Annotated in this window: 10 protein-coding genes; 4 read left to right on the top strand and 6 right to left on the bottom strand. The window is 62.2% G+C overall.

Annotated features, from left to right (window positions below):
• Nucleotides 1-12: 12 nt before the first annotated feature.
• Complete coding sequence (gene cpaB / locus AC0Z5Z_RS05730) at nt 13-954, bottom strand: Flp pilus assembly protein CpaB (protein WP_485610843.1); 942 nt, start codon at nt 952-954, stop codon at nt 13-15.
• A gap of 329 nt (nt 955-1,283) precedes the next feature.
• On the opposite strand from cpaB, the gene AC0Z5Z_RS05725 reads away from it, so the two are divergent.
• Both AC0Z5Z_RS05725 and AC0Z5Z_RS05720 read left to right on the top strand, forming a co-directional pair.
• Nucleotides 1,284-1,499, top strand: coding sequence for a Flp family type IVb pilin (locus AC0Z5Z_RS05725; RefSeq protein ID WP_370593582.1), 216 nt, complete (start codon nt 1,284-1,286; stop codon nt 1,497-1,499).
• Between the two features lie 70 nt (nt 1,500-1,569).
• Entirely contained in the window at nt 1,570-1,977 is a 408-nt protein-coding gene (locus tag AC0Z5Z_RS05720) for a response regulator (RefSeq protein ID WP_041480644.1), read from the top strand.
• A gap of 563 nt (nt 1,978-2,540) precedes the next feature.
• Here AC0Z5Z_RS05720 and AC0Z5Z_RS05715 read toward each other — a convergent pair.
• The 5 genes from AC0Z5Z_RS05715 to AC0Z5Z_RS05695 form a co-directional block, all read right to left on the bottom strand.
• On the bottom strand, nt 2,541-2,903 hold the full coding sequence (locus AC0Z5Z_RS05715) for a DUF6124 family protein (protein WP_016771835.1): 363 nt from the start codon (nt 2,901-2,903) through the stop codon (nt 2,541-2,543).
• A gap of 520 nt (nt 2,904-3,423) precedes the next feature.
• Nucleotides 3,424-5,094, bottom strand: coding sequence for a ShlB/FhaC/HecB family hemolysin secretion/activation protein (locus tag AC0Z5Z_RS05710; RefSeq protein ID WP_110647075.1), 1,671 nt, complete (start codon nt 5,092-5,094; stop codon nt 3,424-3,426).
• A 134-nt stretch (nt 5,095-5,228) separates the two neighbouring features.
• The gene (locus AC0Z5Z_RS05705) at nt 5,229-6,791 is read right to left on the bottom strand and encodes a collagen-like triple helix repeat-containing protein (RefSeq protein ID WP_095180891.1); all 1,563 of its coding nucleotides are present in this window, start codon (nt 6,789-6,791) and stop codon (nt 5,229-5,231) included.
• 303 nt (nt 6,792-7,094) lie between these two features.
• Nucleotides 7,095-7,949 (bottom strand): MaoC family dehydratase, encoded by an 855-nt coding sequence (locus AC0Z5Z_RS05700; RefSeq protein ID WP_095180890.1) that lies wholly within the window; start codon nt 7,947-7,949, stop codon nt 7,095-7,097.
• Nucleotides 7,950-7,951: 2 nt separating this feature from the next.
• Nucleotides 7,952-9,304, bottom strand: a complete 1,353-nt coding sequence (locus tag AC0Z5Z_RS05695; protein ID WP_485610842.1) for a 3-oxoacyl-ACP reductase — start codon at nt 9,302-9,304, stop codon at nt 7,952-7,954.
• A gap of 237 nt (nt 9,305-9,541) precedes the next feature.
• On the opposite strand from AC0Z5Z_RS05695, the gene AC0Z5Z_RS05690 reads away from it, so the two are divergent.
• Both AC0Z5Z_RS05690 and AC0Z5Z_RS05685 read left to right on the top strand, forming a co-directional pair.
• Nucleotides 9,542-10,819, top strand: a complete 1,278-nt coding sequence (locus tag AC0Z5Z_RS05690; protein ID WP_485610841.1) for an acetyl-CoA C-acetyltransferase — start codon at nt 9,542-9,544, stop codon at nt 10,817-10,819.
• Between the two features lie 430 nt (nt 10,820-11,249).
• The gene (locus AC0Z5Z_RS05685) at nt 11,250-12,146 is read left to right on the top strand and encodes a PA4780 family RIO1-like protein kinase (protein ID WP_016771829.1); all 897 of its coding nucleotides are present in this window, start codon (nt 11,250-11,252) and stop codon (nt 12,144-12,146) included.
• Nucleotides 12,147-12,416 lie beyond the last annotated feature (270 nt).

Here is a 12,416-nt window from a genome sequence, read left to right as displayed (position 1 = left end):
ATCCTTGCGCAGTCATGGGGTTTGTTGGCTGATCTGGTTGCCGCGAATGATTTCCACCGCAGGCCTGGGCGCCGCGCCGGCACTGGCGGTGGCAGGTGCTTTTTGCGCGCTGCCCAGGGCGAGTTGAGTGAACTGGAAGAGCTGGCTGTTGGCGCGATCCACGTGCGCGGGCGATTGCGCTTCGCCGGCCCAGTATTTGGCCAGCCGTTGTTCTTCGCTGCTGCGCACCGCGAGACGCAACGTGCCGACTTGAGTGGCGAGCATCAGGCGGCTGAGCAGTTGTTCCGGCACCGCCAGCACCGCAGTCCGCGCGGCGATGCGGCGCTGGTCCTGTTTGAGTTTTTCTTCGGCGCTGAGGCTCGGCGATGCCGGTTGGCCGTCGTTGGTCAGGCCGTACTGATCGCCGACCCCGAGCACGCGCAAGGCCGGAACGGCGATCTGCGCCGACTGCTGCAGATTGTTCGCGTCCTCGCGCAGATACAGCAGCACATCAACGTAATCGCCCGGCAGCAATTGCCCGGCGCCACCGATCACTTCATCGACGGCCACGGTGAGCGCGCGCTCGTCGCGGCGAATCATCCGCGCCAGCGCGCCGCCGGCCTGGAAGCTTTCGTCATTGAGCCAGGTGCCAGCGCTGAGGTGGCGCCAAGGCGTGCGGCCGACTGCTTGTTCGATGCTGGTCAGGCTGCCCGCCGGTGCGCTGCGCAGTTTTTCCACGGTTACATCGGCGGCGGTCAACGGCGTGAACGGCGGCACATCGTGGAGCAGCACCACCACCGGTTGGCGGGTCTGGTCTTCGGCAATCGCGACAGTCTGTTCAATGCTGACCGCTGGGGCGACGGGCGCCTCGGCGACCGGGGCCGGCTGACGACTGAGCACCAGCCCCCAGTAACCGACAACAACCGCGCCGAGCAACAGCAACGCGGCTAGGCCCATGGTGACGCGACTGTTCATGACGGCTCTCCCTTTCCTGCTGCACAACCGACTGCATTTGCTTGCGAAAGGCGGACTGAATCGGCAGCTATGAACATGCAACTATTTCGCTATTTCCAAGCTAGCTGATCCAAGCAAAAGCGCCATTAGTGACAGGCGAAATAACCGTACCAAAGTATGACTTTGGCCAGTTAACAGCCGGCAACGGCGGAAAAACGATGGGATTAATGCTTTGTGATTAATGCGTTCTTACAGTTGTTGGGCGGGGGTTTGTTGACAATGCTCAGGTGGCACGGTGGAACCTTGCCGCGGTGATGATGTCGGCGCCAGAGGCGCGAAGGAGTGGACCTATGTTTCGTATGACTTTTGATTATGTGATCGCCAAGGCTCGCGCGTTTGCCCGCAGTGAAGAGGGCGCTTCGGCGATCGAGTATGCGATTGTGGTGGCGATGGTGGCTGTGGTGGTTGTGGCGTTCGTCACTCCGCTTGGAGACAGGGTATTGGCGATCTTCAACAATATTCTGACCTCGCTCGATGGTACGGCTGTGACTCGGCCAACGCCTTGATCTTGTGAACACTGCACCTGGCTGATATCGCACTACACTGGATTTACCTTTCAGTATTCAGGTATTGCCTATGAACGCGTCTTCGTCGCCCCGCCAACAACTGCTTCTGGTTGATGATGAAGAAGACGCGTTGCTGGAGTTGGCGGAGTTGCTGGAGGGGGAGGGGTTTGTCTGTCATACCGCGACGTCGGTGAAGCTCGCGCTGCATCATCTGACCCGGCATCCGGATATTGCTTTGGTGATTACTGATCTGCGTATGCCGGAGGAGTCGGGCATGTCGCTGATCAGGCGGTTGCGTGAGCATACGTCGCGGGCGCATTTGCCGGTGATTGTGATGTCGGGGCATGCGGATATGGAGGATGTCAGCGATATGTTGCGGTTGCAGGTGCTGGATCTGTTTCGCAAGCCGATTTATCACGTGAGGTTGTTGGAGACTCTCGATAATCTTTTTCCCAAGCCTAAGGTTCAGGGTGGGTGAACTCGGCGGCCTTTGGGCCGACCGTGTTGGTGGGGGTTTGGGTGAGTATCCGTTGCTTCGGGTGCTGCGGCTGGCGGTTTCGCCTGACGGCGACTTACTTTTTTACAAGCGCCTAAAAAAGTAAGCAAAAAACGCTAGCTCCTGCGTTCGGCCCTCGCAGGCTCGGGTTCCTTCGCTCCGGGACTGATCCGGGCGCAGCGGCTCCGGTTTGCTTCGCTGCACCTCCTTCCGCTGTGTCTGGCTGCGCCAGACGGTCGCTGTGCTCCCACGCCCAGATCAATCCCTCCACTCAGCCTTCCGACGTCGCCGGTGGATCAAGATCAAGAGCACTCGAGCTTGCGCTCATTGTTGAGTGGGGCGGCTTCGCCGCGGGCAGCTGCGCTGCTTTGCTTTTGCTTTTGCTTTTGTGGGAGCGAGCCTGCTCGCGAAAGCGGCCTGGCAGCCGACCCATTCCTGCCTGATGTACATGAATTCTGTGGGAGCTGGCTTGCCAGCGATGGCGGCCAGTCAGCCAACAACGCTCTGCCTGTCTCACCACCTTCGCAACCAGCCTCTTGCTCTTGTCACTCCGGCACAAGCCTGTCCAGTACGCGGTTGACCGCCAGTTCGCCCAGCATGATCACCTGTTGTATCCCCAACAGGGAGTTGCGCTGCGGTCCATCGATAAATCCGGCGAGGTCGCTGGCCATGATGCTCGCCGAGGCCAGTGATTCGCAGGCATGCACCAGCAGGGTTTCGTTGTCCGCGGCCGGGTCGACGATGAACAGGGTGCTGGGTTTGCGCGGTGCGGCGGGGTCTTTGATGAGGCGGGGGTTGAGGTAGTAATCGATGGCGCGGTCGGCGGCTTCCTTGAGCTTTTGCGCTTCGACGAGCGGGTCGGCGAAAGTCGGATCGGCAAGGGGTGGATCGGGCGTTATCTTTTTCACGGGCTCAGTCTCCTTGTGGAGTAAGGGCCGCAACCTCTCGCTGCTAAACGATAAGGGTGGCAGCTGGACGCAGGTTAGCAGACCGATGAGCCACGAAATCGGCGCGCCCGAGGGCGCCCTGCGCACAGCCGCCATCAAGCACAGGAATGTATTCCAGACTGATAGAACTGGTGCAACGTGGTATCGGCGAGCTGCTAAACCCGACCACTGATGAGCAGTGGCAGGCAAACGATAGAACCCGCGCCCCAGGCGCACAAGCCGGCGGATTCTGACGTAGCCGTAGGCAATGGCGCAAGGATTTGTGGGCTGTTGCGAGGTAACGGGGCGTGTGTTTAAACGGCTGGTTTAAGCGCTGCGATAAATCGGTTGAATAGCCGAACGCTTTCGCGAGCAGGCTCGTTCACACAGGGACGGCGGTTGTACTCAGCAACCATGAACACCGCCGAATCTGTGGGAGCGAGCCTGCTCGCGAAGGCGGTGCGTCAGTCAAAAAAATCCTGACTGACACACCGCTCGACCATCACAACTGATAACTGAAACTGATGCTGTAACGCGGCTTGCGATTCAACGTATCCAGCGCTTCATCGGACATGGCCTTCGCCACTTCCAGGGCGACGTTGTAGTACTTGGCATCGCCGAACCTCAGCCCGACGGCGGTCGATGACAGGTTGTTGGCCTGCACCGGCAGTTGGTTGAACCAGCTGCGCGAGCGGTCGACAACGACGTAGGGTTGCAGGATGCGCACCCAGTTGCCGTCGCGGTTGAAGCTGTAGTTGACCTCGTAGGCCACGCCCCAACCCTTGTCGCCCGAGGCCTGGTCGTCGGGGTAGCCACGGCCGAAGTTCTGTCCGCCGAATACGGCGCGTTCGCTGTCGGGCAAGGTGTCGTCGCTCCAGTACAGCGCCGCCGAGAGCACGCCTTGCCAGTTGTCGAGGAACTTGTCGCTCTGCACGCCGGACAAGCGCACGCGGAAAAAATCCAGGTCGATGTCGTCGTAGTTGGTGTGTGCGCCGAGGCTGTCGAAGCCCTGGTAGACGCCGGCACTGAGGATGCGCAGTTGGCGGGCGTCGGCCTTGCGCCAGTCGCCTTCGAAAGCCAGGGCGCGGACGTCGGTGCGCAGTTCGGTGCTGAAGGGAAAGTTGATGCCGTCGTAGCGCGTCTTGTCGTCGACCGCATACAGGCGTGAGCCGGCGGTCAGCAGTTCGTTGGCGGAGGCGATCAAGGGCGTGCTGAAGCCGATCGAGTAGCGATCGTTCTCGCGGTGGGTACTCAGGCGTCCGCCACCGCCGACCAGCACTTCGGTGTCCGGGTCGGCGCGGTAACGCGAGGCCGAGACGTTGAGTTGCGTGCCTTCGGTATCGAGGAACTGGCTGTAGTCGAGACGGTAGTAATGCTCTTTGTCGTCGCCCGGTGGGAACAGGCCGCTGAGGCTCAACTGTTCGCCCATCGACGTCTGCGAATTGCTGCTGACACCGAGCAACGCTTGCGGGCCGTTACGGTTGTCTTCGGTGGTGCTCAGGGTGCTGGTGAACGGTTTGCGACTGGCCTGGGCAACCAGGGTGGTCGCGCCATCGGTGGTGCCCGGCGGTGGCACTTGCGCTTGAATCGTCACGCCGGGAATGCGGCTCATCAGCGTGGTGTAGCGCTCGAAGGTCTTGCGCGTCAGCGGGCGTTCGGCCTGGATTTTCGCGGCGAGTTTATCGAGCAGGCCTTTGACCCGACCGATGTCGCCCTGCATCTGGATATCGCGCACATAGCCCTCGACCAGCACCACGCGGGCCACGCCGTCATCGAAGTTCTGTTGCGGCAGGAACGCGTAGGACAACAGATAGCCGTCCTGCTGATAGCGACGGGTGATGTTGCGCGTGGCTTCGATCAGTTCGGCAAGGCTGGCCTGACGGCCGATCAGGGGCTTGTAGATTTCCGCGAGTTCGTTGAGCGGGTAAATCGTGCCGCCTTCGATCTGCACGGTCTTGAGGTTGACCTTGGTTTCCATCAGCAGTGGCTGTGCGGCGGTTGCACCCGGGTCCGGCACTTGCAGCGGCGCCGCGCTCGGGCGATAGGCGTCGGCGGGCAGGTTGGGAACGGGCAGGTTGCGGATGGTTTCGTTGCTGTTGAGAAAGCTGGGCAAGGTGTCGGCGAGGGCAGCGGAACTGAGGCTCAGGCACAGCAGGGATGCCAGTACGCGCATAGGACACTCCATGGTCAGAACACAGCACAGGGCAGATTTTTCCTTAGAAAAAAGGCGGAAGACTCGTGGGAATCTTCCGCCCTCAACCAAGCGTAGGCGCTGTAGGTAAGGCCGTCGAATCGGCCAGGTGCAATTTAGCGTCTGTTGCCGCCCAGCGCGCCGGTCAGGCCGCCGAGTACCCCGCCCAGGCCACCGGTTGCCGTGCCGCCGCCAGTGGCAGTGCCGCTGTTGACCAGACCACCGACCGCTGCCACGGTGCCGCCGACGTTGGTAACCAGACCGCCGACCGCTGTGGTGACCGGGTTGTTGGTTGCGGCGATCGCCCCGCCGAGATTGCCCACCGCAGCGCCGACCTGACTTGTGATACCCGCCACCGGAGTGCCGAGACCGGTAGCGGCGCCGACCTGTTGAGTGACAGTGGTCACCGCGCTGGTGACCGGATTGAGGCCGGCTCCGACTGCGGCGCCGACGCTGGCCAGCGGCGAGGTGGATGCAGTAATCGGTGTGCCCGAACCACCGAGTACGGTGTTGATCGAAGCAATCGTGTTGCCCAGCCCGCCGGCGGTGACGCCGCCGGCACTGACCACGCCGCTGGTGCTGCCGGCATTCAGACCGCTGCCGACGTTGACCACCGCACCACCGACAGTTTGCAGCAGACCGGTGCCGCCCAGCCCGCCACCGATGCCGCCACTGCCCGAGCCAGTGCCATTGGACACCAGACCACCCGCTTTGCCGACCGCCGTGCCGGTGTTGCTCAGGGCGCCGCCGAGGGTGTTGGTCAGGGCATTGCCGCTGCCTGCGTCGGTGACTTTGCCGCCAAGGCTGTTCACCGTGCCGCCCACCTTGGAGATCACCCCTTTGAGCGGATCACCCAGACCGGTGGCATCGCCGAGTTTGTCGGTGGTGCTTTCGACCATGGCGATCACCGGTACCAGGCCGCTGCCGACCTTGTCGGTCAACTGGCGGGTCGGGCCGCTGGTCAGTGAGGTGTTGAGGGTGTCGCCAAGCATGGTGACTTTTTCGCCGATGCCATCGACCAGCGGCGCCACGCGGGTGACTACACCGCCAACGACAGGAACGCTGCGGGTCGCTGTGTTGAGTTTGACGCTGAGGTCCGACACGCCGTCGCCAACATCGGAAACCACGCCGCCAACCGAGGCGACGGTGGTGGTCAGGCCATTGGGGTCAGTGGCCAGTTTGCCGATGCCATCAGTGACGCCATCGCCCAAGGTGCTGACCACGTTGCCGGTGGTGTTGGCCAGGCTTTGCACGATGCCGCCAGCGACCGGAACAGTGCTCAGCGAATCGCCGATCTGGCCGACGCCATCGCCGACACCGCTGACGGTTTTGCCGACATCCTGAACAAGTGTTGTGGTCACCAGCGAAGGTGCAGCGGGATTGGTCGGGTTGGTGGGATCGGTCGGGTCTGTCGGATTGGTTGGATTGGTCGGATCGGTGCCGCCGCCAGTGCCGCCAGTACCACCGGTTCCGCCACCTGTGCCACCAGTGCCGGCAGTATCGCCGCCGGTTCCGCCGCCCGCGCCACCGCTGCCATCGGTACCCGCCGTGCCGTCCGCCGTCGAGCTGCCCGAACTGCTGCGATGACCGCCACCGCCGCTGCTGCAGCCGACGAGGCCGACCGAAAGAATCAGTGCCAGCGCGATTGCCGATTTGGACCACATCACTTGAGTTTTCATGATTGAGATTCCTGCACCTGTCACAACGTTACGTTGCCTTCGATGGCTCGCCGATCTGTCGTCGGCGATGCCTCGTCCGTGGCTGTAATCTCAGTCGAGGGCAGGTTTTTCACCATTCTCAAGTTGGTATTAACCCCTTTATATAGAGGGCTCGGCGCTATGCCGAAGGACTAATACCCAGGTAATAAACGGGCAAAAAAAAGCCTTGAAATTCAAGGCTCGGTTTTTTGCAAAGCAGCGGGCAGGGCGCGGAAAAACTTAAGTGATATATACACAATTAACGGGTTTTTCCGCCCCGCCAGATCAGGCGATCGGTTGCCACTGACCGACCATATGTTCCAGGGCGCCGGCGCCGATCAGACGCAACTCACCGCTGGATCCCGCGGCACTGGCCAGCAATGTCACTTCACTGGGCAGGCGCACCGGTTTGCGAAAGTGCACGGCGATTTCCAGGTTGGCTTTGGGCAGGTGATCGGAGAGTGCCGCCAGTGTGCGTGCCTTGTTCCACAGTCCATGGGCGATCGCGGTGGGGAACCCGAACAGTTTGGCGCTCGCTGCACTCAGGTGAATCGGGTTGTAGTCGCCGGAGACTTTCGCATACTGGCGACCGATATCGGCCGGCGCAGTCCAACGCGTCACCTCAAGCAAATCCTGCGACGGCTGCCAGTCCTGTGCCAGCGCCTCGCCCTCGAGTTTCACCCCGCGACAGAGCATCCGGCTTTCGGCTTCCCACAGCGGCCCGAGCTGATCGTCGAGGGTGGTCAACAGATCGAACGTCGCGCCCTTGGCATGTGGTTGCAGGTTGTGCACGCGCACGCTGACTTGCGCGCGACTGATCGCGCCCATTGGCCGCAACACGCGGATGCGGTTGCTCAGGTGAATCAGCCCCAGCAGCGGGAACGGAAAATCCCTGGCCGTGAGCAATTGCATCTGCAAGGCGAAGGCGAGGATGTGTGGATAGGTCGGCGGCAGCAGGCCGTCATCGACGAAACCGCAGACCTTGCGATAAGCCGTCAGCCGTTTGCTGTCGATATCGACCCAGCAGCGCAGGCCGCTGTCGGGCAGTTGCGTACCGGTGATTTTGCGTCGCGTCGCTGCGCGCGAATAAAGCCCCGGCAGACTCGGTTCGCGATCCAGCGTGTGCCATTCGATGCTCATGCTCAAGCCCCCAGAACACTTTGCCCACAGACCCGCAACGCTTGCCCGGTGAACGCGCCCGTGCCCGGTTGCGCCAGCCACGCCACGGCTTCGGCGACGTCCTGCGGCAAGCCACCCTGGCCCAGCGAACTCATGCGCCGCCCGGCTTCGCGCAGGCCGAATGGGATGTGCGCAGTCATTTGCGTTTCGATGAACCCGGGGGCGACGGCGTTGATGCTGATGCCGCGTTCCAGCAGCGTCGGCGCCCAGGCCTGGGCCAGACCGATCAGGCCAGCCTTGCTCGCCGCGTAGTTGGTTTGCCCGCGATTGCCGGCGATGCCGCTGATCGAGGCAAGCAGGACCACCCGTGCGTTGTCGCGCAGGGTGCCGCTGTCGAGCAGCGCCTTGGTCAGCACTTGCGGGGCATTGAGGTTGACGGCCAGCACCGCGTCCCAGAATTCCGGGGTCATGTTGGCCAGGGTTTTGTCGCGGGTGATGCCGGCGTTGTGCACGAGGATGTCGAGACCGTCGGGCAGCTGTTCGATCAAGTGCGCGGCGGCGTCATCGGCGCAGATATCGAGTGTGATCGCACGGCCGCCGAGGCGGGCGGCGAGGGCTTCGAGGTCGGTCTTGGCCGGCGGCACATCGAGGAGGATAACCTCGGCGCCATCGCGCGCGAGGGTTTCGGCAATCGACGCGCCGATGCCGCGCGCAGCACCGGTGACCAGCGCCTTGCGCCCGGCCAGCGGACGGGTCCAGTCGGTCACTGGCGTGGCGCACGCGGTCAGGCGAATCACCTGGCCGGAAACGAATGCGCTTTTCGGCGAGAGGAAAAATCGCAGCGGGCCTTCCAATTGATCCTCGGCACCTTCGCCGACGTAGATCAACTGCAAGGTGCCACCGCCGCGCAGCTCTTTGGCCAGCGAGCGCGAGAAGCCTTCGAGTGCTCGCTGCGCACTGGAGGCGAACGGATCACCCAGGCTTTCCGGAGCACGGCCGAGAATCACCAGGTGCGCGCTATGGTCGAGGTTCTTCATCAATGGCTGGAAGAACTCGCGCAACTGCTTGAGCTGGTCGGTGTGTTGCAGACCGCTGGCGTCGAACACCACCGCTTTGAGTTTCGGCCCGTGGCCGGGGATCCACGCGGTGGCCAGCGAGGGCTCGGTGCCGTAGCTGTAGATTGCATCGGTCAAGCGGTTGGCAAACACGCTGATCCGTTCGGCCAGCGGCCCGCCACCGATCAACAGGGCGCCCTCGATCGGCCGCAGACGCCCCGCCTGCCAGCGTTCCAGCCGCACCGGCGACGGCAGGCCCAAGGCCCCGACCAGACGATGGCCGAAGGATGAGTTGGCGAAGTCGATATAGCGGTCAGACATGGAACGCTCTCCAGAAGTTGGGGTTCAAAGTGTGGACTGTCTACGGCAATCAATCGTTCGATCGGCGCAATAAGGCCTACGCTGGTTTAGCAGAGTAGACCACTGACCCTGTGGGAGCGGGCTTGCCCGCGATAGCGGAGTGTCAGCCGCTGAAGGGTTGGGAGTGCCGCCCCCATCGCTGGCAAGCCAGCTCCCACAGGTTTCCATGTGAATCCGCAAATTCCACAGGAGTTATCCATGACCCAGCTGCGCCGCGTCGCGATCATCGGCGGTAACCGCATCCCTTTCGCCCGCTCCAACGGGCCGTACGCCACGGCCAGCAATCAGGCCATGCTCACCGCCGCGCTGGAAGGCCTGATCGAACGCTACAACCTGCACGGCCAGCGCATCGGCGAGGTGGTGGCAGGCGCGGTGCTTAAATTGTCACGGGATATGAACCTGACCCGCGAATGCGTGCTCGGCTCGCGCTTGTCTCCGACGACACCGGCCTATGACATCCAGCAAGCCTGCGGCACCGGTCTGGAGGCGGCGTTGCTGGTGGCGAACAAGATCGCCCTCGGCCAGATCGACTGCGGCATTGCCGGCGGCGTCGACACCACCTCCGACGCGCCGATCAGCGTCAGCGAAGGCCTGCGCAGGATTCTTCTGCAGGCCAACCGCGCCAAGAGTACCGGCGACAAACTGAAAACCCTTTTGCAGTTGCGCCCCCAGCACCTGATCCCCGAATTCCCGCGCAACGGCGAGCCACGCACTGGCCTGTCGATGGGCGAGCACTGCGAACTGATGGCGCAGACCTGGAATATCCCCCGCGAAGAACAGGATCAACTGGCCCTCGAAAGCCACCACAAGCTCGCCGCTTCCTACGGCGAAGGCTGGCACAACGATCTGATGACGCCATTCCTCGGCCTGACCCGCGATAACAATCTGCGCCCGGACCTGACCTTGGAAAAACTCGCCGCGCTGAAACCGGCCTTCGAGAAAAGCGCCAAGGGCACGCTGACGGCGGGCAATTCCACGCCGCTCACCGATGGCGCTTCGGTGGTGTTGCTCGGCAGTGAAGAATGGGCCAGAGAGCGCGGCTTGCCTATCCTTGCTTATCTGCGCGACGGCGAAGCGGCGGCAGTGGATTTCGTCAACGGTGCCGAGGGCCTGCTGATGGCGCCGGTGTACGCCGTGCCACGCTTGCTGGCGCGCAATGGGCTGACGTTGCAGGATTTTGATTACTACGAAATTCACGAAGCCTTCGCCGCGCAAGTGCTGTGCACGCTCAAGGCCTGGGAAGATCCCGAATATTGCAAAACCCGCCTGGGGCTCGAGGCACCGCTGGGTTCGATTGATCGCAGTCGGCTCAATGTAAAAGGCAGTTCGCTGGCGGCGGGGCATCCGTTCGCCGCAACGGGCGGGCGGATTGTCGCGAATTTGGCCAAGCTGCTGGATGCGGCGGGCAAGGGGCGAGGGTTGATTTCGATCTGTGCGGCGGGCGGGCAGGGTGTCACCGCGATCATTGAACGCTGAAAAAGCCCCTCACCCTAACCCTCTCCCAAAGGGAGAGGGGACTGATCGGGGGATGCTTGAAATCGACGCCGACCTGAGCGCCCTTCACCGAATCCAGAGATGCGATTCAAACCAGAAGCGCTGCGGTCTGTCAGGTCGATGTATTACGGGAGACACCTCGGTCGGCCCCCTCTCCCTCTGGGAGAGGGCTGGGGTGAGGGCAACTGAAGTTCACCGACCATGTCAGATTCTGTCGCAAATGCCCTTGCCGACCGATACCAATCAATGCCACGGTCTCGGCTATGATTCGCCCGGGTCGCTGCGATTGATCCGGCACAGTGTGTGCATCCTCAAGGTTCACAGGTCGGCAACCCCTCCCCGTCGGGCGAGGATTGCCGTATAACGAGTGACATTCGCGTGTTTGGTAATAAAGGACCCACAATAAAAGCTGATGAAGACTCCAAAACGCATTGAACCCCTGATCGAGGACGGTCTGGTCGACGAAGTGCTGCGTCCACTGATGAGTGGCAAAGAGGCAGCTGTTTATGTAGTGCGCTGCGGCAATCAGTTACGTTGCGCCAAGGTCTACAAGGAGGCGAATAAACGCAGTTTCCGCCAGGCGGCCGAGTATCAGGAAGGCCGCAAGGTTCGTAACAGTCGTCAGGCGCGGGCCATGGCGAAGGGGTCCAAGTTCGGTCGCAAAGAGACCGAAGACGCCTGGCAGAACGCCGAAGTGGCGGCGCTGTTCCGTCTGGCCGGCGCCGGTGTGCGAGTGCCCAAACCCTATGACTTCCTCGACGGCGTGCTGTTGATGGAGCTGGTGGCTGACGAATTCGGCGACGCTGCGCCGCGTCTGAACGACGTGGTACTGGAGCCGGATCAGGCGCGCGAGTATCACGCCTTCCTGATTTCGCAGATCGTGCTGATGTTGTGTACCGGTCTGGTGCACGGTGACCTCTCCGAGTTCAACGTGCTGCTGACACCTACCGGCCCGGTCATCATCGACTTGCCCCAGGCAGTCGACGCTGCGGGCAACAACCACGCGTTCAGCATGCTCGAGCGTGACGTTGGCAACATGGCTTCGTACTTCGGTCGCTTCGCGCCGGAATTGAAGAAGACCAAATATGCCAAGGAAATGTGGGCGTTGTACGAAGCCGGCACCTTGCACCCGAACAGTGTGCTGACCGGCGAGTTCGACGATCCGGAGGACCTGGCGGATGTCGGCGGGGTGCTGCGCGAAATCGAAGCGGCGCGCCTCGACGAGGAACGCAAGCAGGCCATTCGCGCGGCGGACGACGCGCCGAAAGGCAAACCCGAAGAACCGCCTCCACCGCCGTGGATGCAGTGATCGCGTGATGAAAAACCCGGCTTCGGCCGGGTTTTTTGTTTGAGTCAAAAAGCACCCTCACCCCAGCCCTCTCCCGGAGGGAGAGGGGGCCGACCGAGGTGTCTTGAGCCATACATCGACCTGAAAAAACCGAGTCGATTATGGATTCAAAGAAAAACGTTCAGGTCGGTGTATCTCCCAAATATCCCCCAATCGGTCCCTCTCCCGGAGGGAGAGGGGGCCGACCGAGGTGTCTTTAGCCATACATCGACCTGAAAAAACCGAGTCGAT

The sequence above is a fragment of the Pseudomonas sp. 1L-E-NC-VB-C3 genome (assembly GCF_057291535.1).
This window is presented reverse-complemented; position numbering and strand designations above follow the sequence as displayed.